This window comes from Thermus thalpophilus (assembly GCF_022760915.1).
GTDB lineage: Bacteria > Deinococcota > Deinococci > Deinococcales > Thermaceae > Thermus > Thermus thalpophilus.
In genome coordinates, this window is record NZ_JAKTNS010000006.1 from 49,343 (window position 1) to 75,902 (window position 26,560).

30 protein-coding genes, 2 tRNA genes and 1 pseudogene are annotated in these 26,560 nt (G+C 68.9%); 15 read left to right on the forward strand and 18 right to left on the reverse strand.

The features are described 5' to 3' along the window. Window positions 1–13 precede the first annotated feature (13 nt). Genes rsmG through L0D17_RS03760 form a run of 3 tightly spaced genes read left to right on the forward strand, consistent with a single transcriptional unit; the run spans window position 14 to window position 2,275 of the window. On the forward strand, window positions 14–742 hold the full coding sequence (rsmG, locus tag L0D17_RS03750) for a 16S rRNA (guanine(527)-N(7))-methyltransferase RsmG (RefSeq protein ID WP_243093951.1): 729 nt from the start codon (window positions 14–16) through the stop codon (window positions 740–742). Then, window positions 736–1,485, forward strand: coding sequence for a chromosome-partitioning ATPase Soj (gene soj, locus L0D17_RS03755; RefSeq protein ID WP_039460181.1), 750 nt, complete (start codon window positions 736–738; stop codon window positions 1,483–1,485). The genes rsmG and soj overlap by 7 nt, the downstream gene beginning before the upstream one ends. Continuing rightward, entirely contained in the window at window positions 1,469–2,275 is an 807-nt protein-coding gene (locus tag L0D17_RS03760; RefSeq protein WP_039460183.1) for a ParB/RepB/Spo0J family partition protein, read from the forward strand. The genes soj and L0D17_RS03760 overlap by 17 nt, the downstream gene beginning before the upstream one ends. Here L0D17_RS03760 and L0D17_RS03765 read toward each other — a convergent pair. From L0D17_RS03765 to L0D17_RS03775, 3 genes are read right to left on the reverse strand one after another with little or no spacing between them, the layout of a single operon-like run. Continuing rightward, window positions 2,263–4,293 (reverse strand): DNA internalization-related competence protein ComEC/Rec2, encoded by a 2,031-nt coding sequence (locus L0D17_RS03765; RefSeq protein ID WP_243093952.1) that lies wholly within the window; start codon window positions 4,291–4,293, stop codon window positions 2,263–2,265. The genes L0D17_RS03760 and L0D17_RS03765 overlap by 13 nt on opposite strands. After that, window positions 4,280–4,588 (reverse strand): ComEA family DNA-binding protein, encoded by a 309-nt coding sequence (locus L0D17_RS03770; protein ID WP_243093954.1) that lies wholly within the window; start codon window positions 4,586–4,588, stop codon window positions 4,280–4,282. Before L0D17_RS03770 ends, L0D17_RS03765 begins: the two co-directional genes overlap by 14 nt. Continuing rightward, window positions 4,561–5,196: a YcxB family protein gene (locus tag L0D17_RS03775; protein ID WP_243093956.1), complete on the reverse strand. Its 636-nt coding sequence runs from the start codon at window positions 5,194–5,196 to the stop codon at window positions 4,561–4,563. The genes L0D17_RS03770 and L0D17_RS03775 overlap by 28 nt, the downstream gene beginning before the upstream one ends. Window positions 5,197–5,219: 23 nt before the next feature. Here L0D17_RS03775 and L0D17_RS03780 point away from each other — a divergent pair, with 23 nt between their 5' ends. From L0D17_RS03780 to pfkA, 5 genes are all read left to right on the forward strand, one after another. Further along, the gene (locus tag L0D17_RS03780) at window positions 5,220–5,849 is read left to right on the forward strand and encodes a glycerophosphodiester phosphodiesterase (protein WP_243093957.1); all 630 of its coding nucleotides are present in this window, start codon (window positions 5,220–5,222) and stop codon (window positions 5,847–5,849) included. A gap of 10 nt (window positions 5,850–5,859) precedes the next feature. Beyond that, window positions 5,860–6,387 (forward strand): inorganic diphosphatase, encoded by a 528-nt coding sequence (locus L0D17_RS03785; protein WP_039460190.1) that lies wholly within the window; start codon window positions 5,860–5,862, stop codon window positions 6,385–6,387. Between the two features lie 74 nt (window positions 6,388–6,461). Further along, window positions 6,462–6,956, forward strand: a complete 495-nt coding sequence (locus tag L0D17_RS03790) for a TFIIB-type zinc ribbon-containing protein (protein ID WP_243093959.1) — start codon at window positions 6,462–6,464, stop codon at window positions 6,954–6,956. A 1-nt stretch (window position 6,957) separates the two neighbouring features. Beyond that, a complete protein-coding gene (gene rsmI / locus L0D17_RS03795; protein ID WP_243093967.1) occupies window positions 6,958–7,758 on the forward strand; it encodes a 16S rRNA (cytidine(1402)-2'-O)-methyltransferase in 801 nt (266 codons plus the stop codon). Continuing rightward, window positions 7,755–8,723: a 6-phosphofructokinase gene (gene pfkA / locus L0D17_RS03800; protein WP_243093975.1), complete on the forward strand. Its 969-nt coding sequence runs from the start codon at window positions 7,755–7,757 to the stop codon at window positions 8,721–8,723. The genes rsmI and pfkA overlap by 4 nt, the downstream gene beginning before the upstream one ends. Here pfkA and L0D17_RS03805 read toward each other — a convergent pair. The 5 genes from L0D17_RS03805 to L0D17_RS03825 are packed head-to-tail and all read right to left on the reverse strand — an operon-like array spanning window position 8,691 to window position 14,318. Then, window positions 8,691–9,164, reverse strand: coding sequence for a hypothetical protein (locus L0D17_RS03805; protein WP_039460199.1), 474 nt, complete (start codon window positions 9,162–9,164; stop codon window positions 8,691–8,693). The genes pfkA and L0D17_RS03805 overlap by 33 nt on opposite strands. A gap of 9 nt (window positions 9,165–9,173) precedes the next feature. Then, on the reverse strand, window positions 9,174–11,522 hold the full coding sequence (gene pheT / locus L0D17_RS03810; RefSeq protein WP_243093977.1) for a phenylalanine--tRNA ligase subunit beta: 2,349 nt from the start codon (window positions 11,520–11,522) through the stop codon (window positions 9,174–9,176). After that, the gene (gene pheS, locus L0D17_RS03815) at window positions 11,519–12,574 is read right to left on the reverse strand and encodes a phenylalanine--tRNA ligase subunit alpha (RefSeq protein ID WP_243093979.1); all 1,056 of its coding nucleotides are present in this window, start codon (window positions 12,572–12,574) and stop codon (window positions 11,519–11,521) included. The genes pheT and pheS overlap by 4 nt, the downstream gene beginning before the upstream one ends. A 25-nt stretch (window positions 12,575–12,599) precedes the next feature. After that, a complete protein-coding gene (locus L0D17_RS03820) occupies window positions 12,600–13,259 on the reverse strand; it encodes a DUF5639 domain-containing protein (RefSeq protein WP_243093981.1) in 660 nt (219 codons plus the stop codon). Between the two features lie 9 nt (window positions 13,260–13,268). Beyond that, complete coding sequence (locus tag L0D17_RS03825; protein WP_243093983.1) at window positions 13,269–14,318, reverse strand: MFS transporter; 1,050 nt, start codon at window positions 14,316–14,318, stop codon at window positions 13,269–13,271. A gap of 20 nt (window positions 14,319–14,338) precedes the next feature. On the opposite strand from L0D17_RS03825, the gene L0D17_RS03830 reads away from it, so the two are divergent. Genes L0D17_RS03830 through L0D17_RS03840 form a run of 3 tightly spaced genes read left to right on the forward strand, consistent with a single transcriptional unit; the run spans window position 14,339 to window position 17,846 of the window. Then, complete coding sequence (locus L0D17_RS03830; RefSeq protein WP_243093985.1) at window positions 14,339–16,456, forward strand: primosomal protein N' family DNA-binding protein; 2,118 nt, start codon at window positions 14,339–14,341, stop codon at window positions 16,454–16,456. Between the two features lies 1 nt (window position 16,457). Then, the gene (gene alr / locus L0D17_RS03835; protein WP_243093987.1) at window positions 16,458–17,522 is read left to right on the forward strand and encodes an alanine racemase; all 1,065 of its coding nucleotides are present in this window, start codon (window positions 16,458–16,460) and stop codon (window positions 17,520–17,522) included. A 3-nt stretch (window positions 17,523–17,525) separates the two neighbouring features. After that, window positions 17,526–17,846, forward strand: a complete 321-nt coding sequence (locus L0D17_RS03840; RefSeq protein ID WP_039460312.1) for a DUF3208 domain-containing protein — start codon at window positions 17,526–17,528, stop codon at window positions 17,844–17,846. Here L0D17_RS03840 and L0D17_RS03845 read toward each other — a convergent pair. The 9 genes from L0D17_RS03845 to L0D17_RS03880 are packed head-to-tail and all read right to left on the reverse strand — an operon-like array spanning window position 17,843 to window position 24,416. Then, complete coding sequence (locus L0D17_RS03845) at window positions 17,843–18,535, reverse strand: glucodextranase DOMON-like domain-containing protein (protein WP_243093988.1); 693 nt, start codon at window positions 18,533–18,535, stop codon at window positions 17,843–17,845. The two genes, L0D17_RS03840 and L0D17_RS03845, sit on opposite strands and share 4 nt — an antisense overlap. An 8-nt stretch (window positions 18,536–18,543) precedes the next feature. Then, complete coding sequence (locus L0D17_RS03850; RefSeq protein ID WP_243093990.1) at window positions 18,544–19,758, reverse strand: gluconeogenesis factor YvcK family protein; 1,215 nt, start codon at window positions 19,756–19,758, stop codon at window positions 18,544–18,546. Then, window positions 19,739–20,560, reverse strand: coding sequence for an RNase adapter RapZ (rapZ, locus tag L0D17_RS03855; protein ID WP_243093993.1), 822 nt, complete (start codon window positions 20,558–20,560; stop codon window positions 19,739–19,741). The genes L0D17_RS03850 and rapZ overlap by 20 nt, the downstream gene beginning before the upstream one ends. An 8-nt stretch (window positions 20,561–20,568) precedes the next feature. Beyond that, window positions 20,569–21,348 (reverse strand): CPBP family intramembrane glutamic endopeptidase, encoded by a 780-nt coding sequence (locus L0D17_RS03860; RefSeq protein WP_243093994.1) that lies wholly within the window; start codon window positions 21,346–21,348, stop codon window positions 20,569–20,571. Continuing rightward, entirely contained in the window at window positions 21,345–21,479 is a 135-nt protein-coding gene (locus L0D17_RS13510) for a hypothetical protein (RefSeq protein WP_255347468.1), read from the reverse strand. Before L0D17_RS13510 ends, L0D17_RS03860 begins: the two co-directional genes overlap by 4 nt. Beyond that, window positions 21,451–21,636, reverse strand: coding sequence for a type II toxin-antitoxin system antitoxin (locus L0D17_RS03865; RefSeq protein WP_243093995.1), 186 nt, complete (start codon window positions 21,634–21,636; stop codon window positions 21,451–21,453). Before L0D17_RS03865 ends, L0D17_RS13510 begins: the two co-directional genes overlap by 29 nt. A 9-nt stretch (window positions 21,637–21,645) precedes the next feature. Further along, the gene (locus tag L0D17_RS03870) at window positions 21,646–22,509 is read right to left on the reverse strand and encodes an SPFH domain-containing protein (protein WP_039460318.1); all 864 of its coding nucleotides are present in this window, start codon (window positions 22,507–22,509) and stop codon (window positions 21,646–21,648) included. A gap of 12 nt (window positions 22,510–22,521) precedes the next feature. Beyond that, window positions 22,522–23,700, reverse strand: coding sequence for an ABC transporter permease (locus L0D17_RS03875; RefSeq protein ID WP_243093996.1), 1,179 nt, complete (start codon window positions 23,698–23,700; stop codon window positions 22,522–22,524). Further along, on the reverse strand, window positions 23,697–24,416 hold the full coding sequence (locus L0D17_RS03880; protein WP_243093997.1) for an ATP-binding cassette domain-containing protein: 720 nt from the start codon (window positions 24,414–24,416) through the stop codon (window positions 23,697–23,699). Before L0D17_RS03880 ends, L0D17_RS03875 begins: the two co-directional genes overlap by 4 nt. A 55-nt stretch (window positions 24,417–24,471) precedes the next feature. Here L0D17_RS03880 and L0D17_RS03885 point away from each other — a divergent pair, with 55 nt between their 5' ends. Then, complete coding sequence (locus L0D17_RS03885) at window positions 24,472–24,756, forward strand: hypothetical protein (RefSeq protein ID WP_243093998.1); 285 nt, start codon at window positions 24,472–24,474, stop codon at window positions 24,754–24,756. Here the strand turns inward: L0D17_RS03885 and L0D17_RS03890 are convergent. After that, window positions 24,753–25,316, reverse strand: coding sequence for a cob(I)yrinic acid a,c-diamide adenosyltransferase (locus L0D17_RS03890; RefSeq protein ID WP_243093999.1), 564 nt, complete (start codon window positions 25,314–25,316; stop codon window positions 24,753–24,755). The genes L0D17_RS03885 and L0D17_RS03890 overlap by 4 nt on opposite strands. Window positions 25,317–25,405: 89 nt before the next feature. Between L0D17_RS03890 and L0D17_RS03895 the strand changes: the two genes are divergently transcribed. The 3 genes and pseudogenes from L0D17_RS03895 to L0D17_RS03905 all read left to right on the forward strand — a co-directional run. Continuing rightward, window positions 25,406–25,480: transfer RNA gene (locus tag L0D17_RS03895), tRNA-Glu, on the forward strand. 1 nt (window position 25,481) lies between these two features. Then, window positions 25,482–25,558: transfer RNA gene (locus L0D17_RS03900), tRNA-Val, on the forward strand. 202 nt (window positions 25,559–25,760) lie between these two features. Then, window positions 25,761–26,402: pseudogene (locus L0D17_RS03905) on the forward strand (DUF4277 domain-containing protein); the annotation flags it as partial. Between the last annotated feature and the right edge of the window lie 158 nt (window positions 26,403–26,560).

Genomic DNA, 26,560 nt, shown 5'->3' on the forward strand with positions numbered 1-26,560 from the left:
AAGGGGGTGGGGCGTGGGGCTGAGCCCGGAGGGCGTCCGGCTCCTGTTGGAAGGGGGCAACGCTTTGGGTTTGGACCTAAGCCCCCACGTGCCCGCCTTTTCCCGCCTTTACGACCTGTTGATGGAGGCCAACCGCCGGGTCAACCTCACCGCCTTGCGCACGGAGACGGAGGTGGTGGTGAAGCACTTCCTGGACTCCCTCACCCTCCTCGCCTTGCCCCTTTGGGAAGGCCCCTGGCGCGTTTTGGACCTGGGTACGGGGGCGGGCTTCCCCGGCCTACCGCTCAAGATCGTGCGCCCGGAGTTGAAAATCACTCTCCTGGACGCCACCAAGAAGAAGGTGGACTTCGTGGCGGAGGCGGTGGCCGCCTTGGGCCTGAAGGGCGCTAAGGTCCTTTGGGGGAGGGCGGAGGTCCTGGCCCACGATCCCACCCACCGGGAGGCCTACCACCGGGTGGTGGCAAGGGCGGTTGCCCCCATGTGCGTTCTGGCGGAGCTCGGGCTCCCCTTCTTGGCCTTGGAAGGGGCCATGGTGGCCCAGAAGGGGCCTAAGGTGGCGGAGGAGCTTGGCCGGCTGCCGCAGGCCCTTCCCCTCCTGGGCGGGCGCATGGGGGAGGTGCGCCGCCTTGCCCTCCCCCAAGGCGGGGAGGAGCGGCACCTGGTGGTCCTCGTTAAGGAGGCCTCCACCCCGCCCCGCTACCCCCGGCGTCCCGGCCTTCCCGAGAAGCATCCTTTATGCTAAAGGCCAAGGTGCGGCGCATCGCCTTGGTCAACCAGAAGGGAGGGGTGGGCAAGACCACCACCGCCATCAACCTGGCCGCCTACCTGGCCCGCATGGGCAAGCGGGTTCTCCTGGTGGACCTAGACCCCCAGGGGAACGCCACCAGCGGCCTAGGGGTGCGGGTGGGGCGGGGTGTGTACCACCTCCTCCAGGGCGCAAGGCTGGAGGACCTGGTCCAGGCGGTGGACGGCTTCCACCTCCTCCCCTCCACCCCGGAGCTGGTGGGGGCCACGGTGGAGCTCGCCGAGGCGCCGATGGCGCTCCGGGAAGCCCTGGAGGACCAGGCCTACGATTTTACCCTCCTGGACGCTCCCCCAAGCCTTTCCCCCATCACCCTAAACGCCCTGGCGGCGGCGGAGGGGGTGGTGGCCCCGGTGCAGGCGGAGTACTACGCCCTGGAGGGGGTGGCGGGCCTGCTCGCCACCTTGGACGAGGTGCGGAGCCGCCTCAACCCCTCCTTGCGCCTTTTGGGCATCCTCATCACCATGTACGATGGCCGCACCCTGCTTTCGCAACAGGTGGAGGCCCAGCTTAGGGCCCACTTCGGGGAGAAGGTGTTCTGGACGGTGGTGCCCCGCAACGTGCGCCTGGCGGAAGCGCCCAGCTTCGGCCGCACCATCGCCCAGCACGCCCCCACCTCCCCCGGGGCCCACGCCTACCGCCGCCTGGCCGAGGAGGTGATCGCCCGTGTCCAAGAAGGCTAGCGGCTTAGGGAAGGGCCTCGAGGCCCTCTTGCCCAGGTCCCCTGGGGGGGCGGTGCGCCTGCCCCTCGCCGCCATCCGCCCGAACCCCAACCAGCCGAGGCGCCGTTTCACTGAGGAAAGCCTGGCGGAGCTCGCCGCCTCCATCCGGGAAAAGGGCCTTCTCCAGCCCCTTTTGGTGCGGCCCAAAGGGGACGGGTACGAGCTGGTGGCTGGGGAAAGGCGCTATCGGGCAGCGCTGTTGGCGGGGCTTGAAGAGGTGCCCGCCTTGGTGCGGGACCTCACGGACCAAGAAGCCCTGGAGCTCGCCCTGGTGGAAAACCTGCAGCGGGAAGACCTCTCCCCCGTGGAGGAGGCCCGGGGTTACCAGGCCCTGGTGCAGATGGGCCTCAGCCAGGAGGAGGTGGCGAAACGGGTGGGCAAGGCCCGGCCCACCGTGGCCAACGCCTTAAGGCTCTTGCAGCTTCCCGAGGAGGTCCTGGCGGCCTTGGAGGAGGGGAAGATCACCGCGGGCCACGCCCGAGCCCTTTTGATGCTAAAGCCCGAGGACCGGCTTTGGGGGCTAAAGGAGATCCTGGCAAAGGGCCTTTCCGTGCGCCAGGCGGAGGCGCTGAAGGAGCGCCTTTCCCAGGAGCGGAAGAGCGCGGAGCCTTCCCCCTTGGCCCTGGAGCTTTCCCGGCACCTGGGCCTGCCCGTGCGGGTGGTGGGGGAAAAGCGGGGAAAGGTGGTGATCCACTTCCGCTCCGAAGAGGAGCTAGCGCTCCTCTTGGAGCGCCTCGGCTACCAGGCGTAGCCGAAGAGGACCCGGATGGCCCCGTGCTGATCGGTGCGTAGGACCCGAACCCCTTGGGCCTCCAGGCGCTCCAGCACCTCGGGGTGGGGGTGGCCGAAGGGGTTTTTCCCCACGCCCACCAGGGCCACTTGGGGCTTGGTCCTGGCCAGGAGGGCTTCCGAGGTGCCGGTGCGGGAGCCGTGGTGGCTCACCTTGAGGACCTCCACCCGGTCCACCTCCAGCGCCGCTTCCAACTCCGCCGGAAGGTCGGCGAGGAGGAGGGCTTTGCTGAAGCCGTAGTCCAGGAGGAGGACGAGGCCGTCTCGGTTGTCGTCCCCGCTCCGGTGGACAGGCCAGAGGACCCGCACCTCCCCCCTTCCCACCCGGAAGCGGCTTCCCGCCCCCGGGTGGAGGGTGGGCACGCCCTTTTCCTTGAGGGCCCGCACCAGGGGGTGGTCTTGGGGAAAGGCGGGGGAGAGGAGGGCGAGGCCCACGGGCAGCTCGGCCACCACCCGAGGGAGGCTTCCCACGTGGTCGTCATCGGGGTGGGTGGCCACCAGGACCTCCAGGGCCTCTACCCCCAGGGCGCGGAGGGCCCGGAGGAGCTTTTCCGCCTGCTCGGGCCGGCCGCCATCCACCAAGACCTCGGCCCCGCCCATGCGGGCGAGGAGGGCGTCCCCCTGGCCCACATCCAGGAGGTAAAGATCCAGGGGCTTGGGCCAGGCGGTGAGGAGGCTTGCCAAGACGGGCAGGGAGGTGAGGAAGAGGGCCTGGCGCCAGGGGAGTTTCCGGTGAAGGGTGAGGAGGAGGGGAAGAAGCCCTAGGTAATAGAGGCCAAAGCCCCAGGGGGAAATCTCCCCCCAGCGCAACAGGGGCCCCGCCGCCCCGGCCTGGGCCAGGGCGAGGAGGGCCCGCCCGAGCGCCTCTACCGGGGGAGCGAGGAGGCCGCCGAGGAGGAGCTTGAGGAAGCCCAAGGGTACCAGGAGGGCCACCAGGGGCAGGGCCAGGAGGTTGGTGAGGGGGGAGAGGAGGGGGAGGAAGCCGAAGTGGTGGAGGAGGAGGGGTACCAGGAAGGCCTGGGCCGCCAGGGTGGCGGCGAGGGCGTGAAGGAGATACCCGGAAAGGCCCCGGGGCCTTCCGAGGGTGGGGAGGACCAGGGCCAGGCCTAGGACCGCCAGGTAGGAGAGCTGAAGCCCCAGGCTTAGGAGGGCGTGGGGGGTGAGGAGGAGCTGGAGGAAGAGGGCGAGGCCCAGGGCTTGGAGCACCCCAGCGCCCCCCAGACCCAGGAAAAGCCCGAGGAGGGAAAGCCCCGCCATGAGGCTGGCCCGCACAAGGGAGGGGCTCGGGCCGGCGAGCCAAAGGTACAAGGGAAGAAGGAGGAGGGCAAGGAGATAGCGCCACCGCCCCAGGGGAAGGAAGAGAAGGGCTCCCACCAAGAAACCCACGTGGAGCCCGGAGAGGGCCAAGACGTGGGCGAGGCCCGCCTTCTGGAACCAGGTGTAGGCCTCCTCGAGGCCCTTCTTCTCCCCCAAGACCACTCCTTCCGCGAGTTCCGCCACGGGAGGCGAAAGACCGGCGCGGAGCCGCTTACGCCAACCCTCGCGGGGGTCCGGCAGGGGGGCTAGGGCCTCCTGCCGTTCCACGTGGAACACCCCCCGCACCCCCAAGGAGCGGAGCCAGACCGCCTGGTCAAACCCCCCTGGGTTGCGTTTCCCCTCCGGCGGGGCGATGTACCCATGGAGGCGGTAGACCCCGTCGGGGAGGGGCGGGTAGTGGCGCACGTAAAGGCGGTACCCCTCGGCGGCGGTGAGGCCGCTCCGCACGGCGAAGGTCCCCTCTAGCCTCGTTCCGTAGGGGGGCTCGGGGAGGGGAAGGAGGAGTCCCCGCAGGAGGACCAGGAGAAGCCCGACCAAAAGGGGTAGGCGGAACCAGGGGAGAAGGGGAAGGGCAAGGAGGAGGGCCCCCGGGTAAAGGAGCCCCAAGGCACCCAGGAGGCCCCCTAGTCCAAGCCCTAGGCCCAGGTTTCTAAGGGCGGACATAAGGCCTGAGCCGCTCCAGGGTGGCGGGGCCGATGCCCTTCACCCTAAGGAGGTCTTCCACCCGGCCATACGGCCTTCCCTCAACGATGCGCCGGGCCAAAACCGGGCCCACGCCGGGGAGGGCTTCCAGCTCTGCTAGGCTGGCCTGGTTGAGGCTTATGGGTTTGGGCGCGGGGGGCTGGAAGGAAGCCTGGCGGTACACCTCCACCCGCACGGGCCCCGGCCGGGGGGCCACCTTGGGCCAAAGGGCGAGGAAGGCGAGGAGGGCTACCGCGAGGAGGTAGCCAAGGCCCACTCCGTCAAGGCGAGGCCAAGCCCTCCGAGGACCACCCCCCCCAAGGCCCAGGGGTCGGCCCCGGGGTTCAGGGCCACGAAGGCCAAGGCGTACCCCAGGGTGAGGAGGGCGAGGACCCGAAGGGGCAGGGCCAAAGGGTTTCGCCGCTTGGGGGCTTCGGAAAGCGGGGCTTCCCGGGATGGTTCCGGCTCCGGGGCGAGTTCCACCGAGGCCCGCCTTGGGGGTGCTTCCTCTTCCCAAATGGCAGGCTTCGGGGGCTCCGGAGGGCTGCTGGGCTCGGAGGGGGTGGGCGGTGTCGGCGGCGGGGCGCTGGTGGCCTTGCGGGCCCGGGCCACGTGGGGTTTTAGGCCCTCCAAGAAGGCTTTGAGTTCCTCAAGAGGGAAAGCCTTCAGGGGTATTTCCAAGGAGCCCCCCTCCCCCTGGACCAGGAGGAGCCCCCCCTCCCCCCGGCCCACCCGGCGGATGCGGGCGAGCTCCAGGCGCCTTACCCCATCCTCGTCCACGAAGACCAGGTGCGCCTCGGTCACGGCCAGGAAACCACCCGGCCCCTCGAGGCGGGCCAGGGCCCTTTCTCCCAGCCGGGAAAAGGCTTCTTCATACTTGCCCATGGCCCCATTGTATACTCCCTTCCGTGCCCTTGCGCTTAGGCCACCGCGGCGCCCCCCGCTTGGCGCGGGAAAACACCTTGGAGTCCTTTAGGAGGGCTTTGGAGGCGGGGCTGGACGGGTTTGAACTGGACGTGCACCTTACCCGGGACGGGGTCTTGGTGGTCCACCACGACTTCACCCTGGAGGGGGTACCCTTGGCGGGGCTTACCCGGCGGGAGCTGCCCGCCTACGTGCCCACCTTGGAAGAGGTCTTGGAGGCCTTTCCCGGGGCCTGGATCAACGTGGAGCTAAAAAGCCTTCCCCCCGAAACGGACGGCCGGGAGGAGGCCTTGGCCCGGCTTCTCGCCCGCCACCCCACAAGGCGGCTCTGGGTGAGCTCCTTTGACCCCTTGGCCCTGGTGCGCTTAAGGCGCCTGGGGGTGGGCCCCTTGGGCCTCCTTTATGAGCGGGAGGAGGCGGAGGCCCTGGCCCCTTGTTTGGGGGTGGAGTGGCTCCATCCCGAGGCTTCCCTCCTCACGGAGGAGCGGGTGCAGGCGCTAAAGGGGCGTTATCGTCTCCTCGCCTGGACCGTGAACGAGCGGCCCAGAGCCCAGGCCTTGGCCGCCTGGGGGGTGGACGCCCTGGTGGGGGACTTCCCCGAGGCCCTCGTATAATGGGGGGGCTATGGCGAACCTGAAGACCCTCCCCGTGGGCGAGAAGGCGCCGGAAGTGGTGAACATGGTCATTGAGGTTCCCCGCGGCTCTGGGAACAAGTACGAGTACGATCCCGAGCTCGGGGTGATCAAGCTGGACCGGGTTTTGCCGGGAGCCCAGTTCTACCCCGGGGATTACGGCTTCATCCCCTCCACCCTGGCCGAGGACGGGGACCCCTTGGACGGCCTGGTCCTTTCCACCTACCCCCTGCTTCCGGGGGTGGTGGTGGAGGTGCGGGTGGTGGGCCTCCTCCTCATGGAGGACGAGAAGGGCGGGGACGCCAAGGTGATCGGGGTGGTGGCGGAGGACCAGCGCCTGGACCATATCCAAGACATTTCCGATGTTCCCGAAGGGGTGAAGCAGGAGATCCAGCACTTCTTTGAAACCTACAAGGCCCTGGAGGCCAAGAAGGGCAAGTGGGTCAAGGTCACGGGCTGGCGCGACCGGGCCGCCGCCTTGGAGGAGGTAAGGGCCTGCATCGCCCGCTACGAGGGGTAGGCGGGACCTGAGCCCCTTCTGCCCGGCCCCGGGGCCGGGCTTTTTGCGGCGTAGAATGGCCCTAGGAGGGGATCATGGTCTGCCCGGTGTGCGGGGAAACCTTGGAGCTGGAGGGGTACGAGGCGGGGGACCTTTTGGACTGCGAGGCCTGCGGGGCGGTTTTGCGCCTTCTTTCCGATGGCACCTTGGAGGTGGTGGAGCTCCCGGAGGAGGAGAAGGAGCCTCTTTGGGGCCTTTCCGCTTACGGGGAAGGGGAGGAGGCAGTTTTGGTCTTTTCCGACGGCACCCTAGAAGAAGAGGCGCGCGTGCCCAAGACGGCGCTTTTGGAGGCCCTCCGCCGCCTGGAGGAAGGGGTGGGGGAGGAATCCCCCAAAGAGGCGGAGGACGAGCCCAACCTGGAGCCCGACTACGTCGCGGTCCACGTGGAGAGCGGCCAGGGCGTCTTGGCCCTGAGGCGGGTGGTCTTTCCTGGAGCGGAGGACCTCTTGGAGTTCACCCTCCCCTCGGGATCGGTTTACGAGTTCCCCTTCCGCCAGGTCCTGGCCCTCTTGCGCCCCATCCTCCTCTAGCGTGCGCCTCGTCCTCGTCCCCACCCCCATCGGCAACCTGGAGGACATCACCCTAAGGGCGCTTAGGGTGTTGAAGGAGGCGGAGGTGGTGGCCTGCGAGGACACGAGGCGCACGGGGCTTCTCCTCCGCCACTTTGGCATCCCCACCCCCACCTTGAGGCTGGACCAGCACACCCTGGACCGGGCCCAGGAGCTCCTCGCCCCCTACACCTACGTGGCCTACGCCACGGACGCCGGCACCCCGGGCATCTCCGACCCCGGGGCGGATCTGGTGCGCCTCGCCTTAGAATGGGGCTGGCGGGTGGAAGCGCTTCCCGGACCCACCGCCCTCATCCCCGCCCTGGTGGCCTCGGGCCTGCCCACCCACCGCTTCACCTTTGAGGGCTTCCTGCCCAAGGCGGGGAAAGCGCGCAAGGAAAGGCTTCTTGCCCTGGCTCGGGAGGGGAGGACCGCGGTGCTCTACGAAAGCCCCCACCGCCTGGCCAAGACGCTTCGGGACCTCGTGGAGGTTTACGGCCCCGAGCACCCCGTAGCCGTGGCCCGGGAGCTTTCCAAGGTGCACGAGGAGATCTTCCGGGGAACCCTGGTGGAGGCCTTGGAGCGCTTTCAGGAACCCAAGGGGGAGTTCGTCTTGGTCCTCGGGCCCAAAACGCCTTCTTCCCCCTCGGGGGAGGCTTGGGCGGGGGTGCTCCGGGCGGAGGGGCTTAGGGGAAGGGAGCTTTTCCGGGCCCTCTTGGAGCGGGGGGTGCCGCGGAACGAGGCCTACCGGCTTTCCATGGAGGAGGCAGAGGAGGACGCATGAGGCGCATCGGGGTTTTCACCAGCGGGGGCGACGCCCCCGGGATGAACGCCGCCATCCGGGCGGTGGTGCGGCAGGCCTACGCCTTGGGCCTCGAGGTCATCGGCATCCGGCGGGGCTACGCTGGGATGATCCTGGGGGAGATGGTGCCCTTGGGGGTGCGGGACGTGGCCAACATCCTGCAACGGGGAGGGACCGTCCTCCTCACCGCAAGGAGCCAGGAGTTCCTCACCCCCGAGGGCCGGGCCAAGGCGGCGAAGAAGCTTATGGAGGCGGGGATTGAGGGCCTGGTGGCCATCGGAGGGGATGGCACCTTCCGTGGAGCCATGCGGCTCACGGAGGAGCACCGCATCCCCGTGGTGGGGGTTCCCGGCACCATTGACAACGACCTCCACGGCACCGACTACACCATCGGCTTTGACACCGCGGTGAACACCGCCTTGGAGGCCATTGACCGCATCCGCGACACCGCGGCGAGCCACGAGCGGGTTTTCTTCATAGAAGTCATGGGGCGGAACGCCGGCTTCATCGCCCTGGACGTGGGCCTGGCGGGGGGGGCGGAGGTCATCGCCGTGCCCGAGGAGCCGGTGGACCCCAAGGCCATCGCCGAGGGACTTCTGGAGTCCCAGCGCCGGGGCAAGACCAGCTCCATCGTGGTGGTGGCGGAAGGAGCGTACCCGGGAGGGGCGGCGGGGCTTCTCGCCGCCATCAAGGAGCACGTGGCGGTGGAGGCCCGGGTCACGGTCCTGGGCCACATCCAGCGGGGCGGGAGCCCCACGGCCAAGGACCGCATCCTGGCGAGCCGCCTGGGGGCGGCGGCGGTGGAGGCCTTGGCCGCGGGGACCAGTGGGGTCATGGTGGGGGAGGTGGAGGGGGAGGTGGAGCTCACCCCCCTCAAGGAGGCGGTGGAGCGGCGCAAGGACATCAACCGGGCCCTACTTGGCCTTTCCCGGGTGCTGGCCCTCTAGGCTAAGGGCCTTGCGGAGCCACGGGGTGCTCCAGGCCAGGCGGAAGGCCTCCCGGGCGAAGGGGCTTTGCGCCACTCCCTGGTAAACGGGGGTGGGAAGGGTGGTGGCGGGGTAGCGCAGGGTGGAGGCGGCGGTCCTTTCCCAGGGGTACCCCGCCCAGAGGCTTAAGGCGAGGAGGAGGCCCAACAGGAGGCCCCCAAGCGTTCCCAAGGTGGCCTCGAGGGCCCGGGAAAGGTGGGGCAAGGGGAGGCTCTTCCCCAAAAGCCCCGCCCCCAGGCCCAACGCCAAAGCCACCCCCCAGCCGGAAAGCCCGAACTGCGCCAAGAGGAGGTAGAGCAGTAAGCCCGCCCCGGCAAAGCCCATCACCACCCCGCCCCGGTGGCCCAGGGCGAGCCCCAAAGCCAGGCTAAAGAGGGCCAACAGGTCCACCCAGGTGAGCATGGGAAGAGTTTACCCCCTGATCTCCCAGCCCCGCTCCCGCACCGCCTGGAAGACCCGGGCCATGGCCGCATCCACCTCCTCGTCGGTGAGGGTGCGCTCGGGGTGGCGGAAGCGGAGGTGGAAGGCGAGGCTCTTGGTGCCGGGCTTGAGGGGCGCCCCCTGGTAAAGGTCAAAGAGGGCGAGGCTTTCCAAATGGGGCCCCGCCGCTTCCTTGAGGAGCCCTTCCACCTCGGCGTAGGGCGTGGCCTCGGGCACCACCACCGCCAGGTCCCGGAGGGCCAGGGGGTAGCGGGAGGGGTCCTGGAAGCGGAAGGCCTTCTCGGGAAGGGGCAGGCGGAGCTCAAAGACCCATACCCGGGGGAGCTCTAACCCCCTTAGCACCTCGGGGTGGACCTCCCCCAAAAACCCCCGTTCCTCCCCCTCCACCCAAAGGCGGCCCGAAACCCCGGGGTGGAGGAAGGGGTAGGGGTGGGCCTCCACCTGGAAGGCCAGGCCGAGCCGGGCGAAGAGGGTTTCCAAAAGCCCCTTTAGGAGGGGGTAGCCGGAAAGCTTCTCCCCAAAGGGAAGCCCCACCCCTTCGCCGAAGAGGAGGCCCGCCAGGTGCGTTTCCTCCCGCACCATCCCTCCTTCCACCCCGTAAACCCGGCCTACTTCAAAGAGGAGGGCCCTTTCCGGCTTGTCCAGGGCCAGGTTTTCCTTGAGGACCTTAAGGAGGCCCGGGAAGAGATGGGTGCGCAAGGCGGCCCGCTCGGGGCTCAAGGGGTTTAGGAGCCGCAGGGGGGGTGGAAAGAGGCGGAAGCGGGGGGCCTCCTCGGGGTCGGCGAAGCTATAGGTGTAGACCTCCTGGAAGCCCAGCCCCGCCAAAAGCTCCCGGAGGCGGCGCTCCTTTTGGTAGGGCCTGCCCACCCCCCGGTTGTCGGGGGCGGGGAAGAAGGCGGGAAGGGCGAGGGGAATGGTCTCGTACCCTTGGATGCGGGCCACCTCCTCCACCAGGTCCTCCTCCAGGGTGAGGTCCAGCCTGCGGCTGGGCGGGGTGACCTGGTAGGGGCCTTCCCCCTCCACAAGGCAACCCAGGCGCTTCAGGATGGCGAGCTGCTCCCCTTCCGGGTAGGCGGTGCCCAGGAGGCGGTTGGCATAGTCCGGGCGGAAGCGGATGGGCTTGGGCGGGGTGGGGTTCCCCGCTTCCAGGATGCCCTCCGCCACCTTGGCCCCCGCCAGGGCCTGGAGGAGGCTTAAGGCCCGCCGCTGGGCGGGGATTTGCCCCAAGGGGTCCACCCCGCGCTCAAAGCGGTAGCTGGCCTCGGTGCGGAGGGCGTGGCGGCGGGCGGTTTTACGGATGGAAATGGGATCAAACTGGGCCACCTCCAGGGCGATGGCTTCCGTGTCCTCCCGCACCTCGCTTTCCGCCCCGCCCATGACCCCGGCAAGGCCCACGGGGAAGCTCTCCTCTCCCCGGTAGCTGGCGATGACCAGGTCCTCGGGATGGAGAGTGCGCTCCACCCCGTCCAGGGTGCGAAGCCGCTCCCCGGGCCGGGCCCGCCGCACCAGGATGCCCTCCCCCAGGAAGCGCAGGTCAAAGGCGTGCATGGGCTGGGCCCGTTCCAGCATCACGTAGTTGGTGATGTCCACCACGTTGCTGATGGGCCGCATCCCCGCGGCGAAAAGCGCCCTTTGCAGCCAAAGGGGGCTTGGCCCCACCCGAAGCCCGAAGGCGTAGCCCAGGGTGAAGTGGGGGGCACCCTCCGGGTCCTCCACCCTGAGGCCAAAGGGGATGGGCACCGCCTCGGTCCTCAGGTCCACCTCGGGCGCCTTTAGGGCGTAGCCCAGGGCGTGGAGGTCGTAGGCCAGGCCCAGAAGCCCCAGGGCGTCGGGGCGGTTGGGGGTGACCTCGAGGTCCAACACCACCTCCTCGGGCCAAGCCTCCGCCAAGGGGGTGCCGGGGGGAAGGGCGTCTTGGGGGAATTCCAGAAGCCCCCCGCCATACTCCCCCACCCCGAGCTCCTTGGGGGAGAGGGCCATGCCGTGGGAGACCACTCCCTGGATGGTCCGCTCCCCGATGCGCATCCCCCCCACCTCCGCCCCAGGGAGGGCCAGGGCCACGCCGATGCCCGCCCGGGCGTTTCCCGCCCCCGAGACCACCTCCACCACCCTTCCCGCATCCAGCACCAGGCGCTTGAGCCCGGTGCCGGGGATGGGGCTTGCCTCCAGCACCCGGGCGAAGACCACCTCCTTGGGGATGCGGAAGATGCGCTCTATCTGGTCCGTTTCAAAGCCCAGCCCCGCCAGGCGCTCTTCCAGGACCTCCGGGCTTTCCAGCTCCGGCACGTATTCCTTAAGCCAGGAGAAGGGCACCCTCATAGGATCCCCCTGAACTGCTCCAGGAACTTAAGCCTTCCTCCAAAGAAGTAGCGGATGTCCGGGATACCAAAGCGGAGCATGGCGAGCCTCTCTATGCCGAGCCCGAAGGCGAAGCCCGTGACCCCATGGTAGGCCGGGGGGAGGCCCAGGCGCTTCCGGTGGGCGTCCACCGCCTGGAAGACCTTGGGGTGGACCATCCCCGCACCCCCGAGCTCCAGCCATTTCCTCCCCTCCGGCCACCAGATGGCGAACTGGGCCCCGGGTTCCACGAAGGGGAAGTAGACGGGTTGGAAGCGCACCCTAGCCTCGGGGCCGTAAAGGGCCTGGGCCAGCTCAAAGATGGCCCCCTTCAGGTGGGCCATGGTGATGCCTTCCCCCACCACCAGCCCCTCCAACTGGTGGAAGACCGCCTCGTGGGTGGCGTCCGTCTGCTCAAAGCGGAAGACCCGCCCCGGCACCACGATGCGGAAGGGGGGAGTGTGGGCCACCATGTAGCGCACCTGCATGGGGGAGGTGTGGGTGCGCAAGAGGAGCTTCCCCTCCGCCTCCTCCCCCAAGGGACCCGGCACCCGGTAGGCTCCCTCCAGCCAGAAGGTGTCCCACATGTCCCGCGCCGGGTGGTGTTCGGGGATATTTAGGGCGTCAAAGTTGAAGCGCTCGCTTTCCACCTCGGGGCCCTCCACCGCCTCGTAGCCCAGGGCCTGGAAGATGGCCACGAGCTCCCGCTCCATGAGGGTGATGGGGTGAAGCCCCCCCGAAAAGAGGCGCACCCCCGGCAAGGAAACGTCCAGCCGCTCCCGCTCCAGGGCCTCCTGGAGCGCCGCTTCTTCCAGCTCCCGCGCCCGGTCCTCCAGGGCCTTTTCCAGGGCCTCCTTGAGGGCGTTGAGCTCCTGCCCCCGCCGCTTCTTCTCCTCCAGGGGCAGGTGGGCCAGGGCCTTCAGGGCCTCGGTGACGAGGCCTTTTTTGCCCAGGTAGCGGGCTTTTAGGGTTTTGAGGGCCTCGAGGCTCTCTGCCTCGCGGATGGCGGCCAAGGCTTCTTCCAGCTCCCGCATCCCTTAGAGAATACCCCGAAAGGGCCTAAAGGGAGGCGGCGAGCCTTCGGAAAAGGGCCGGGGCCTCCGGGGCCCCGCCCCCGTCTTGCCAGGGGAAGCGAAGGTCCCTTAGGGGGCCTTCCCCAACGCCCATCCCCCGGGGGAAAAGGGGACGCAGGTCCAAAGGCCCCGCCTCCTCCCCCCCGAAGGCCGCGGCGAAGCGGGCCACCTCCCCCTCGGGGCCGAAGTGGTAGGCGTAAAGCCACCAAGCCTCTCCTTCCTTCAGGGCGAAGAGGAAGCGGGGCTCGGGGGAAAGCTCGGGGAACGCCCCAAGGAAGGGGCGGCGCAGGAAGCGGGAGGCCCGCCCCGGCCGCAGGCGGAAGACCACCTCGAGGGCCTCGCCCAGAAGGCCGAAGCTTCCCACAAAGGGGCGCACCAGGTCGTACCCCTGGACGTTCTTCACCACCACCCCCCCGGCCCGCACCACCCGGCCCTTGGGGGTGCGGAAGGTGAGGCCCAGGACCTCCGCGGGGAAGAAAAAGTTCTGGGCGAAGCCTCCCCGGGCCACGAGCCCCCCCACCCCCCCGGGAAGCTCCACCGGGGGAAAGGGGGGGTGGAGGCCCGTGCCCCGGAGGGCTTCGTGGATGGCGAGAAGGTCCGTTCCGGCCTCGGCCACCAGGTACTGGTCGGCGGCGTGGAGCTCCATAGGGCCAATCTAGCGCACGGGGGCCAGGAGAAAGGCCAAGGCGCCCAGGGCCATCCCCACCCCCACCGCCAGGGGAAAGTTGTGAAGAAAAAAGGGGTAGAGGAGGCCCGCCAGGGTCCCGCCCAAGTAGAAGCTCGCCACGTAGGTCCCGCTCACCCCCGCCCCCCTTCGCCCCGCCGCCCCCGAGGCCAGGCTTTGGGCGGTGAAGAGGGCGGCCATCAGGAGGACGAAGCCCAGGACCAGGTGGGGCGGGGGGAGGAAGAGAAGCCCCATCCCCCCTAAGGCCAAGGCGAAGGCCAGGCGGAAGGTGGCCACCGCCCCAAACCGCCGGGCCAAGACGCCGGAAAGGGCGCTTCCCGGGATGCCGCAGAGGTAGGCCAAGTAGACCAAACCCACCTGCCCGGGGCCGTAGCCCCATTCCAGGAGGCGGTAGGGGAGTAGGTTGGCGAGGAAGAGGTTCAGAAAGAGGAGAATAGCCCCCACGGCGTAGAGGGGGAAGGCCGTTAGGTCGTACCGGGGCCTTCCCAGGGGGGGAAGGGCGGCGGGGGCCCGGAGGACGAGAAGGCCCAGGAGAAGGGCGGGGAGGGAGAGGAGAAGGAGGGCCCCCCGCACCCCAAGCCCCTCCGCCAAAAGCCCCGCCAGGACCCGGCCCAACCCCCCTCCGAGGACGTTGCCCGCCATGTAAAGCCCCGCCATCTCCAAGGCCCGCTGGGGGTAGAGGAGGGGCACCAGGGCGATGGCCAAGGCGGGCACCAAGGCCGCCCCCACCCCTTGGAGGAGGCGGAAGAGGGTCCAGAGGAAGAGGCTTGGGCTCAAGGCCCCCAAAATCCCGCCCAGGCCCACCAGGAGAAGCCCCCCGCCCAGGAGGGCGCCCGCCGGCCAGGGGAAGCGGGGCACCAGGGGGGAGAGGAGGACCAAAAGGAGGAGGGGAAGCCCCATGCCCGGCCCCGCCGCCCCCGGGGGGGCGTGGTGGAGCCTTTCCAAAAGGGGTAGGAGGGGGACCACGGCGTAGAGGGCGCTGTAAAGGGCCACGCCGGAGAGGAGGACGGCCAGGCGCATCCCCCTTATGCTAGGCCCATATGCGGGTCCTAGAGGTGGCCTTGCCCCTTCCTCTTCCCCCCATGAGCTACCTGCCCCCCCTGGGGGCCGAGGGGGAGGAGGCCTTGGGGCGGCGGGTGGCGGTGCCCTGGCGGGGGGAGGTGCGGCTTGGGGTGGTGGTGGGGGAGGGGGGAAGGCCCTCCCACGCCCTCCGCCACGCCATCGCCTACCTGGACCAGGGCCCTTACCTGCGCCCGGAGGAGATCCTCTTCCTGGAGGAGGCCGCCCGCTACCTCTTCGCCCCCCTGGGCCAGGTCCTGGCCGACCTCCTTCCCCCCTTCCCCGAGGTGCGCCACCGGGTGCGGCTCTACCCGGGGGCGGACCCGGGCCTGCTGCCCAAGGGCCTCGAGGCCCTAACCTCCTGGCAAGACGCCAAGGGGTTTGACCCGAAGCTTTTGGACCCCTTACGGGAGGCCGGGCTTTTGGAGGAGGAGGTGGCCTTCACGGAGGGAAAGAGGGTCTTAAGGCCCCTCAAGGAGGCTCACCCCGACCCGGAGCTCAACCGGGTGCTCCAGACCCTTCACTCCCTCGGCCAGGCGGAAAGCCTCTCGGCCCTGGCCCGGGTGGCAGGGGTGGGGGTGGGGCGGGTGAAGCGGCTTCTGGCCGAGGGGTATGTGGGCTACGGCCCTCCCCTTCCCCCCTCTCGGGAAGGGAAGGACGTGGCGCCTCTATTCCTCCCCGAGCGGCCCGGGCGGGTGAACGGGGGGCGGCTTGGGGAGCGGGTGCGCCTCCTGAAGGGGCTTTTGGCCGAGGGGAACCACCTGGTCCTCTTCCCCGAGGTGAGCCTCCTGGAGAAATTCTTGGAATACTTCCCCGAGGCCAAGCCCTACCACGGGGGGCTTCCCCTTTGGGAGCGGGAGGCGTTTTTTAGGAGGCCGGGCGGGGTCGTCTTCGCCACCTACCCCGGGCTCCTCCTCCCCTTCACCCCCGCCTCCTTGGTGGTGGTGGAGGAGGGAAGCGAAAGCTACAAGCTCCCCTCCGGCACCCGGGCCTTCATCCCCCCCTTGGCGGAGCTTAGGGCGAGGCTTTTGGGGGTGCCCCTCACCTACCTTTCCCTGGTGCCTGCGGTGGAGGTCTTGGAGCGGCCGGGCCTCACCTTTCCCGTGCCCAAGCCGCGCCTGCTCCTCTTGGACCTGAGGCGGGAGAAGGGCTTCCCCCTCACGGGGCGGGCTTGGGCGCTCCTCAGGCAGGTGGAGGAAAAGGGCCGGCAGGCCCTGGTCCTCGCCGCCCGCAAGGGGTATAGCGCCCTCCTCCTCTGCGCCGACTGCGGCTACAAGCCCACCTGCCCCGACTGCGCCCTCCCCTTGCGCTACCACAAGGGGGGGAAGGGGAGGCTTCTTTGCCACCAGTGCGGCCACGAGGAGGCTCCCCCCGCCCTCTGCCCCGTGTGCGGCTCCACCCTCCTGGAGCCCAAGGGCCCTGGGCTGGAGTGGCTCCAGGAAGTGTTGCGGCATAAGCTTAGCCTTCCCGTCTACCGCTACGCCAAGGACGCCCGGGACGACCTTACTCCCCTCCTCCAAGGGGCTCCGGGGGTGGTGGTGGGGACCACGGCCCTCCTCAGGGGTCCCGTCCTCCCCGAGCTCGCCCTCGTCCTCCTGCCCTACGCCGAGGGGTTTTTGCTGGAGGCGGACTTCCGGGCGGCGGAGCGGTACCACCGCCTCCTTTGGGCCCTCACCGAGCTCCGCCCCGGCAGGAGACCCCTCCTTGCCCTCCAGACCTACCACCCCGACCACCCCGCCCACGAAGCCCTCCTGGAGGGGAGCGTGGAGGCCTTCCCCTGGGCGGAGAAGGCCCTGCGGGAGGCCCTGGACTACCCGCCCAAGGTGCGCATGGTGAAGCTGGAGGTGGCCCACCGCAAGGAGGAGCGGGCCTTGGCGGAGGCCTACGCCCTCCTGGAGGCCCTAAAGGGGGTGGCCCGGGAGGGGGAGGTGCTGGGGCCCGCCCCGGCCCCCGTGCCCCGGGTGAAGGGGCTATACGTCTTTCACCTCCTCCTGAAGGGGAGCACGGAGCGGCTCGCCGAGCTTCTCTCCCGCCTGGACCGCCGCCGCTTTAAGCTGGACCCCGACCCCCACCGCTTCGTGGGGCTTTTGGAGGATTAACATGGCCCTTGTGGAGGCAAGGGCCTGGATGGAGGTGGACCTAAAGGCCCTTTGGGCCAACTGGCGCTTCCTTTCCGCAAGGGCAAAGGGGGAGGTGATCCCCGTCCTCAAGGCGGACGCCTACGGCCACGGGGCCTTGCCCCTGGCCCGCTTCCTTTTCCAGAAGGGGGCGCGGCGGGTGGCGGTGGCCGCGGTGGGGGAGGGGCGGGCCCTGCGGGAGGGGGGCGTGGAGGGGGAGGTCCTCCTCCTGGGAAGCCTCCACCCCTTGGAGGCGGAGGAGGCCCTTAGGTGGGGCCTCACGCCTACCCTTTCCACCCTCGAGGCCGCAAGGGCCCTGGCGGGGCGGGCAAGGGCCCTGGGGCTCACGCCCCGGGCCCACCTCAAGGTGGACACCGGGATGAACCGGGTGGGCTTCCCCTGGGAGGAGGCCCTCCCTGCCCTAAGGGCGGTGGAGGCCTTGGGCATCCGGGTGGAGGGGGTCTACAGCCACCTGGCCACCGCGGGGGAGGATGCTGCCTTCGTGGAGGTGCAGCGCCGCCGCTTCCAGGAGGTGCGGAAGGCCCTTGGGGAGGGGTACTTTTACCACCTGGAAAACTCCTTGGGCCTCCTCCTCCACGGCGGGGAGAACGTGCGGGTGGGGCTCGCCCTCTACGGCCTCGTCCCCGGCTTCGGCCTGAAGCCCATCCTCCGCCTCCTCGCCCGGCCCACCCTGGTGAAGCGCCTGAAGGCGGGGGACCGGGTGGGCTACGGGGGAGAGTATGTGGCCCGAGGGGGGGAGTGGCTCGCCACCCTGCCCGTGGGCTACGCCGACGGCCTTCCCCGGGGGGCGGTGGCCTGGGTGCGGGGGCCTTCCGGGGCTCTTTGCCCCGTGGCGGGGCGGATCTCCATGGACCAGACCACGGTCCTCCTCCCCGGGCCCGTGGGCCTGGAGGCGGTCTTTGAGGTCCTCTCCCCCGACTTCGGCCCCACGGGGCTCCTGGCCTGGGCCGAGGCCCGGGGCACCATCCCCTACGAGGTGGCGGTCCACCTCTCCCGCCGCCTTCCCCGCTTTTACCTTTACGATTAGCCTGTGCAGGCGGTTCGGCTCTTCCAGGGATACCTCTGGCACCCCAAGGAGGCCTCCTTGGACCTGAAGGCCCTCCTCCCCGAGGAGGTCCTGGGGGCGAGGCTCCTCCTGGACGAGGTCCCCCCACCCCTCCCCTTCTTTGAGGACGGCACCCCCACCCACACCCAGCGCTTTCACCAGCTCACCCTCCTCCTCCTCACGGAGGACCCCCCTGAGGCGCTAAGGCCCGTGGCGGAGGAGGCGGCGAGGCTCTTAGGAGCCTGCCTCGAGGCCCTTCCCCCCGGGGTGGGGTGGCTTCTCTTGGAGGACCTGAGGCCCCTTTAGCGCCGAAGGAGAAAGGCGAGGAGGAGGGAAACCCCTCCCAGGGCAAAGGCCAGGAGGCTTTCCCACCTCAGGGCGAAGCCCTGGGGCCGAAGGGGCTTGAGAACCCCCTTCTGGTAGGCCTCCACCTGGTCCAAGGGCCTTTCCGCCAGAAGGTCCACCACCGGGGGGCTTCCTGGGGGGGCGCCCAGGGTCCAGGGCCCCCCTTCCCCGCCCGCAGGCCGCAGGTACCAGGGGGCGAAGGGGTCAAAAAGCCCCACCGCCCCGTAAACCCCGTACCGCCCCGGGGGAAGCCCCGTGCCCAAGGCCACCCATTCCCCTTCCCGCCAAGCCCGCACCGCCTCCCGCCCGCCCCCCGGGGTGCGCTTCTCCGCCCCGAAGCCCGTGAGGACGTAGGCCACTTCCCACCCCTCCCCTTGGGGGGTGGTGAGGCCTGGGAGGAGGGTCTCCTCGCCCCCTTTTTCCGTGTCCAGCCAGAGGACCACCGTGGCCAGGCTGAAGCCCAGGGGGCCTTCCAGGGGGTTAGGGTAGCGGGCGAGGCGCACCTTGAGGACCAGTTCCCCCCTGTCCTCCCCCGCCACCGCCAGGAGGTCGGCGTACCCCTCCCCCGCCTCCCGGAAAAGGGCTGCCCGGGGGTAGAGGTAGGCCAGGCCCTGGTCGTCGCCCAAGGGGTCTTGGAAGAGGAAAAGCACGCCCACCTTTATACCAGGCCCAGGAGGGCTTGGACCACCTTCTTGGGGTCGTGTTGGGCCAAGGGGCCCTCCTCGCGGAAGTCCCCCGTGAGGACCCGCACCCCATCGGCGGCGAAGGGCCGGGGGTCAAAGGTCACGGGGTGGCGCCCCTCGGCGGCGTAGCGCTTCAGCACCTCCTCCGGGATGGGGGCGGTGTGCACCAGGACCACCTCGGGCCTCCGCCCCAGGTGGTGGGCCACGGCCTTGTAGTGCTCGTAGGCGGTGTAGCCGTCCGTCTCCCCGGGCTCGGTCATGAGGTTCGCCACGTAGACCAAGGGAGCCTTGGCCTGCTGCACCGCCTTCTGAAGGGGCTTGGGCAGGAAGCTTGGGATCACGCTGGTGTAGAGGCTTCCCGGGCCCAGGACCAAAAGCTCCGCCCGGGCGATGGCCTCCAGGGCCTCCGGCATCACCGCCTCGGGTTCGGGTTCCAGGAAGACCTCCCGGATCCGCCCCCGCCTTTCCCGGATGGCCACCTCCCCCACCACCTCCCCCCCGTCCTGGAAGCGGGCCTTCAGGCGCACCGCCTCGGGGGTGGCGGGGAGGACCTGGCCCCTCAGGTTCAGGATGGCGTTGGCCTCCCGCACCGCCTCGGCGAAGTCCTCCGAGGCCTCAAAGAGGGTCACCAGGAAGAGGTTGCCGAAGGTGTGCCCCTTAAGCTCCCCCCGGTCAAAGCGGTGGGCGAGGAGCTCGGGCAGGGCGGGGTGGTCGGAGAGAGCGGCCAAGCAGTCCACCAAATCCCCCACCGCCGGCAGGCCGTAGGAGAGGCGAAGCCGCCCCGTGGAGCCCCCGTCGTCCGTCACCGCCACAAGGGCGGTGGTGTGGACGGTGTGCTCCTTAAGCCCCCTGAGCACCCGGGAAAGCCCCGTCCCCCCGCCGAAGGCCACCACCTTGGGGCCCCGTTCCAGCCGTCGGCGCACGTAGACCCTCTCCGGCACCTCCTCGGGCTCGGTGAGGGCGGCGAGCATGCTCCGGTTCATGGCCCATATTCCTAGGACGGCCAGCAGAAGCCCCCCGAAAAGGAGGCCCCAGGGCCAGGGGCCCCCGAGGCCCAAGGTGGGCAGGAGCTCGGCGAGCCCCACCCCGAAGAGGAGGACCCCGAGGAGGGCGAGGAGGGCGAAGCGCTTCACCCGCATCCCCGGGTAAAGCCAGCGCAAGGAGGGGGGGCTAAGCCTCCTTTTCCACATCCCGGTGGGTCACCTCCACGCGGAAGCGCCCGGAGAGCTCCTCCGCCAGCCGCTCCGCCACCGCCACGCTCCGGTGCCTCCCCCCCGTGCAGCCCACGGCCACGGTGTAGAAGGCCCGCCCCTCCGCCCTCGCTCCCTCCGCCGCCAAGCCCGCCACGGTGAGGAGGGCGCGGTAGTAGGCCTCCAGGTCCTCCCGGAAGACGTAGGCCTTCACCTCGGGGTCCAGGCCGCTTTTGGGCTTGAGGGCGGGGTCGTAGTGGGGGTTGGGAAAGGGGCGCACGTCCAGGACCAGGTCCGCCTCCGAAGGCGGCCCCCACTTAAAGCCGAAGGAGAGGAGGCGCAAGGTAAAGCCCGCTTCCTCCCCCAAGAAGCGCACCAGGGCTTCCTTGAGGGCCCGAGGGGAGAGGTCGGAGGTGTCCAGGACCAGGTGGGCTAGGCCCCTGAGGCCCCCTAAGGCCTTCCGCTCCTCCTCTATCTCCCGCATGAGGTTCCCCGCCCCCAGGGGGTGGAGGCGGCGGGTGAGGTTGTAGCGCCTTAGGAGCACCTCGGGGCGGGCCTCGAGGAAGACCACCACCGGTCTAAGCTCCGCCAAGGCCCCTTCCAGCTCGGCGAAGAAGGGGAGAGCCCGGGCGTCCAGCACCACCCCAGCCCGCTCCATCCCTCGGGCGGAAAGCTCCTCCAGAAGGGGTTTCCAGAGGCTTGGGGGGAGGTTGTCCACCATGAAGTAGCCCTGGTCTTCCAAAAACCCCTTGGCCGTGGTCTTCCCCGCCCCGGACAGCCCGGTGAGCACCAAAAAGCGCATCCTCCTGACTATACCCGCCTCCTAAGCCAGAGGTTGAAGAGGGCCATGAGAAAGAACCCGGGGAGCCCCACCACCCCTATCAGGAGGTCGTGCGTCCTTTCCACCGCCACCAAGGAAAGCCCCGCCACGGCGTTTAGCGTGCCGTGGAGGAGGGCCGCCGCCAGGATGGATCCCCCCTTCTCCCGCACGTGGAGGAGGGCCGGGGTGAGGAGGAGGGTGAAGAGGATCGTCATGGGGACGCCCAGAAGGGGCTCTTTGGGGTAGTTGTGCCCGGCGAGGACCAAGGGGGCGTGCCAGAGACCCCAATAAAAGCCGATCTCCAGGCTGGCGGGCCAGAAGCCCCGCTCCCGGAGCTTTTCCCAGAGGTAGCCCCGCCAAAAAAGCTCCTCCCCCAAGGCGGCCAAGAGGTTCACCGTGGCCCCGGCCAGGAGCCCTTGGAGGAGAAGAAGGGCCCAAAGGGCGGCTTCCGGAAGCGCCGGGGCCTCCGGGGGGAGGAGGCCCTTCAAGCCCTTCCAGGCCCCAAAGGGGAGGCTTAAGGGGAGGGAGAGGAGGGTGAGGCCCACGGGGAACAGCCAAGCGAAAAGCCAGTAGCGGTTGGGCCTAGGGGAGAGGGGAAGCCTCAGGCCTTCCCTTCGGGCGAAATAAAGGGCCACAAGCCCGGGGACCCACATGTAGAGGAACCCGAAGACGGCGTTTTCCCAAGAGGGGCTCCCCCACCTGCCCCCAAGGAGGTAATAGGCGAGGAAAAGCCCCCAGGAAAGCCCGTAGACCCAGTAGATGGCCTTCATGGCGTCCACCGGGTGGGGTCCAAAGGGTTTGGCAAAAGCTCCCTCCCGTCCTTGGGAAGCAAGGCCCCTTCTACCCGCCTGGCCTCCACCGGGCGAAGCCGCCTAGGGTTCGCCTCCCGTTTCGCCTCCATCCGCATCCTCCCACCTCCCCGCCTTCTTGGCCGCCTCCTTCAGGAGGTACTCTATCTGGGCATTCACGCTCCTGAGCTCGTCCTGGGCCCACTTTTCCAAGACCCGGTAGAGCCTCGGGTCCAGGCGCAACAAAAACCGCTTCTTCTCCTCCTTCACCCCGCTCCTTCAGGTGTACAAGGTGCCCACGTTCACCACGGGCTGGGCCTGGGCCTCGGCCACCAGGGCCACCATGAGGTTGTTCACCATGGCCGCCCGGCGTTCCTCGTCCAGGCCCAGGCCATGGGCCTCGAGGCCCGCCAAGGCCTCCTTCACCATGTCCACCGCCGCTTCCACGATGAGCTTCCGCGCCGCGATCACCGCCAGGGCCTGCTGCCGCCGAAGCATGGCCTGGGCCACCTCGGGGGCGTAGGCCAGGTGGGTGATCCGGGCCTCCAGGACCTCCACCCCCGCCACCCGTAGCCGCTCCTCCACCTCGGCCTTGAGCTCCTCGGCCACCTCCTCGGGGTTGCCCCTAAGGGAGCGCCCCTCGGCATCGTACGGGTAGCGGCTCGCCAGGGCGCGGATGGCCGCCTCCGCCTGGATGGCCACGAAGGCTTCGTAGTTTTCCACCTGGAATAGGGCCTTGGCCGTGTCCACCACCCGCCAGACCACCACGGCGGCGATCTCAATAGGGTTGCCTTGGGCGTCGTTCACCTTGAGCCGGTCCGAGGTGAAGTTGTGGACCCTCAGGGAAACCCGCCGCCTTGCGGCCAGGGGGTTGGCGAAGTGGAAGCCCTCCTCCCGCACGCTCCCCACGTAGCGCCCCAGGAAGACCAGGACCGCTCCCTCGTTGGGCTGCAGGGTGAAGAGGCCGGCCAGAAGGAGGCCGCTTGTGAGGAGAGCGGGAAGGAGGTGCCAAAGGTAGGCGAGCTCCCGCTCCCGCACCAAGCCGTACCCCGCCCACCCGAACCACAGGAGGGCCAGGAGGAGGAGGAAAAGACCCAAGAAGCCGCTAACCCGCCACGCCGGAAACTCCTTGACCTCACGCATCTTTGCTCCTTTCTAGTTCCGGAACACCACCTCTTCCCGGGCGAAGACCCGTACGGAAAAGCCCAGGGCCAAGGCGGCGTAAACCAAGGTGGACCCCCAGGCCAAAGCGGCCTGCGCGGGGGTGGCGGTTCCCTTGAGGAGGGCGTCCATGAGGAGGGCCACGTTGAAAAGGGGAAGGAGGTGGTGCCACGTCTCCAGCTCCAAGAAGCCCCTAAACTGCAGGAAAAGGAGGGGCAAGAGGGCGACGAGTTGCAAGGGGGCCAGGTAGCTTTGCGCTTCCTTGTAGCTCCTGGCGTAAAGCCCGAGGCCCACCATCACCGCCCCCATGAAGAGGGCGAGGAGGGAAGCAGAGAGGAAAAGGGCCACGAAGCTCGCCCCATCCAGGACCACCCGCCCGCCCAGGTCCAGCACCTGGCCCGTTTCCGTCAGGATCCCCCCGCCATAGCGGGCGGCCAAGGCCCCGCCCAAGGCTAGGCCCAAAAGCCCCGCCACCCCGGAAAGGAGGGCCATGACCACCGTGGCCAGGGTTTTGCCCAAGGCGATCTGCCATAGGGGCACGGGGGCCATCAGGAGGGCCTCGAGGGTCCCCTTTTCCTTCTCCCCTGCCGTGGCGTCCACCGCCACCACCTGCCCCCCGGAAAGGACGAAGACCACCAGGAAAAAGGGGAGGAGGAACCCCAAAAGCCCCCCGGCCCGTTCCCGCTCGGGGGAGGCGTCCAGAACCTCCACCCGAAAGGGTTGGAGCACCTCCACGGGCACCCCCCGCCGCGCCAGGGCCTCGGCCACCTTGGCCTCCTTGAGGGCCTGCAGGGCGCTTTGCACCTTGCCCGCCACCACCCGGCCCTCCGTCACCCCCCCGGAAAGGCGGGCGTAGATGCGGTAGACGCCCTCCCGGTAAAGGACCCCGGCGGGGTAGTTTCCCTCCCGCACCGCGCCTTCCGGGTCCTCCACGGCCACGGGGGCCAGGTTGGCCTGGCGCAGGGCCGAAAGCGCCTCTTCCGGGAGGCCTGCCACTGCCACCTCCTGCCGCTTTTCCGCCGCCCCTTGCATGAGGCGGTTCAGGAGGAGGCTCGGACCGAACATGAAGACGGGCATGAGGAGCACGGGCAGCACCAAGGTGGAGAAGACGAGCTTCCGGTCCCGGAAGACCTGGACAAGCTCCTTCCAGAGGATGCGGTAGATCCCCTTCACGCCGCCTCCTTTACCGCCTGGATGAAGGCCCGCTCCAGGCTTCCCTGGCCCAGGGCTAGGGCCTCGGTCTTGGTGCCCTCGTAGACCAGGCGGCCCTGGTGCAAGAAGCCCACCCGGTCCGCCACCTCCTCCGCCTCCGCCATCACGTGGGTGGAGTAGACCAAGGTGTTCCCCAGGTCCCGGTAGGCCTTGACGAAGTCCAAAAGGGCCCGCCGGGCGAAGACGTCCAGCCCCGCCGTGGCCTCGTCCAGGAGGAGGACGGGGGGGCGGTGCAGGATGGCCCGGGCGATGACCACCTTCTGCCGCATGCCCGTGGACATCTCCATGACCTTTTTGTCCAGGGCCTCTTCCATCCCCAAAAGCCCCGCGACCCAGTCCAGGGCCTGGCGGAAGGCTTGGCCCTGAAGGCCGTAAAAACCGGCGAAAAAGGTCAAGACTTCCCGCCCGGTGAGGCGGTCGTAGACCCGCATCCCCCCGTTCACCAAGCCCAGGCGCTGGCGCACCGCCAAGGGGGCTTCTCCCACGTCAAACCCCGCCACCCGGGCCGTGCCCGCCGTGGGCTTCACCAAGGTGGCCAGGACCCGCAAGGTGGTGGTCTTGCCCGCCCCGTTGGGCCCCAGGAGGGCGTAGACCTCCCCGGGGTTCACCCGGAAGGATAGGCCCTCCACCGCCCGGTGGGTGCGGTAGCGCTTGGTCAACTGGATGACTTCAATCATATAGCGATATGATATCACACCCTGACTTCCCGTCAACGCCCATAATGGGAGGAGGATGAAGGCCATGACCTTCTGGGTGAAGCCGGAAAGCTCCATCGGGGCTTTGCCCGAGGCCAAGGACCTGGTGCAAGACCTCTTGGAGCTTTTCTACGAGTACTTCCCCGAGTACGAGGGGTGCCTGGGCTTTTCCCAGTCCCCCCGGCGCCCCCGCTACCTCTTCCTCTACATGGAGGGCCCCTGCGGCGGGCTTCTGCCCTCCGCTGCCTCCTTCCTAAAGGGACTTTTGCAGACTGCCTTCCCCGGGGCCGAGGTGCGGGTTTACGGCAAGCCCTGGCCCTAACGCCGCTTCTTGACGAGCCAGGCTTCTTCCCGCACCCCCGTGCGGGCGTTCACCACCCGGGCCAGGACGAAGAGAAGGTCGGAAAGCCGGTTCAGGTAGCGGATGGCCTCGGGGTTCACGGGCTCTTCCCGGCTTAGGGCCACCACCTTGCGCTCGGCCCGGCGCACCACGGTGCGGGCCAGGTGCAAGGCCGCGGCCGCGGGGTGCCCCCCGGGCAGGATGAAGCCCGTGAAAGGGGGGCTTTCCTCCATGTAGCGGTCAATGGCCTTTTCCAGGGCTTCCACGTCCCGGGCGTCCATGCGGGCGATGTTTTTCTCGTAGGGGCTTCCCATGCGGGTGGCCAGGTCCGCCCCCAGGTCAAAAAGGGCGTTTTGCACCCGCTCCAACAGGTCCTGCAGGTCCAGGTGCTCCCCGGGCAGGAGGCTCCGGGCCAGGCCGATGGCGGAGTTGGCCTCGTCCACGGTGCCGTAGGCCTCCACTCGGGGGTGGGCCTTCACCACCCGCTCGGCCCCGTAAAGGCCAGTTTCCCCGGTGTCACCGGTTTTGGTGTAGATCTTCATGGCCCCATTGTAGAGGGGGCTTGAAGGGCAGGTGGGGAGGCCCTAGACTGGGTGAACGGGCCTGGAAGGGGCTTCCGGGCCTGGTGTGGGGCCCCATCGTCTAGCGGTCAGGACGCGGCCCTCTCAAGGCCGAAACGGGGGTTCGATTCCCCCTGGGGTCACCATGGGCGGCTAGCTCAGCTGGTCAGAGCGCTCGCCTTACAAGCGAGAGGTCAGAGGTTCAAATCCTCTGCCGCCCACCACGATGGAAAGGCAAAACTCCCCGCCTTGATAGTGAGGCGGGGAGGCCCTTTTATGGTAATAAGGGCTCGAGGCCCCATCCTTGTGGCTTTGAGGGGCTGAGGGAGTTGGCCGTTTTGCTGACCCAAGCTGTTGAGTGCTTCATCATTTTGGACCAGTAAGGTGGGTAATCCACATTCCGCACCCCCCTCACCACTGTTGGGGATGGAACCCTCACCCGCTTTAGAGGTTTACCACCTGGCCCACCTGGGCCTGGTGGCGGGCATCATGGACCGCACGGCCTAGACCGGGGGAGAAGGTCTCCACTCAAGGCCGCCGTCCTGAACGCCCTGGGCTTCGTCGCCTCTCCCCACCTCTTTGGACACTTCCTCCAAGGCAAGCCCACCGAGCACCTCCTGGGCCCTGGGGTCACCCCGGAGCGCTTGAACGATGACCACATGGGCCGGATGCTGGACACCCTGTACGAGGCCGGGGTGACGGAGGTGTTCCTGGAGATCGCCAAGGCGGCGGGGGGAGGTGGCCGGGGAGCATCCTGTGGCCCTTCGGGTGGTGCACGGGTACAGCCGTGACCATTGGCCGGACCTCAAGCGGTGGGTGGTGAACCTGGTTTGCGCCGACAGGGGGGGCATTCCCCTGCTTTACGCCCCGGGGGATGGGAACCCGTCGGATCGGGAGGCGTTGGTTTCCCTGGTGGCCCGGTACCGGGGGTTCCTGGACCTGGGGGAGGTGGTGGTGCTGGACGGGGCCAGCTACAGCTGGGGGAACCTCAGGGCCCTGGATGGCTTCTCCTGGATCCTGAGGGTTCCCGCCACCCTGAAGAAGGCGCAAGCCCTCTTGAGGGCGGAGAAGGACCTCTTTGGGGCTCGGTTCTCGCCGGGGAAAGCCGCGCTTGCCCATGGGGTTAGGATGCATAGACCTAACGGATTTTGCAAGGCAAGCCCACAGCTGGTGGGCTTGCCTTGCAAAGGTCAGGAGGACGGGTGTATATCTCTCTCCTGATGGGC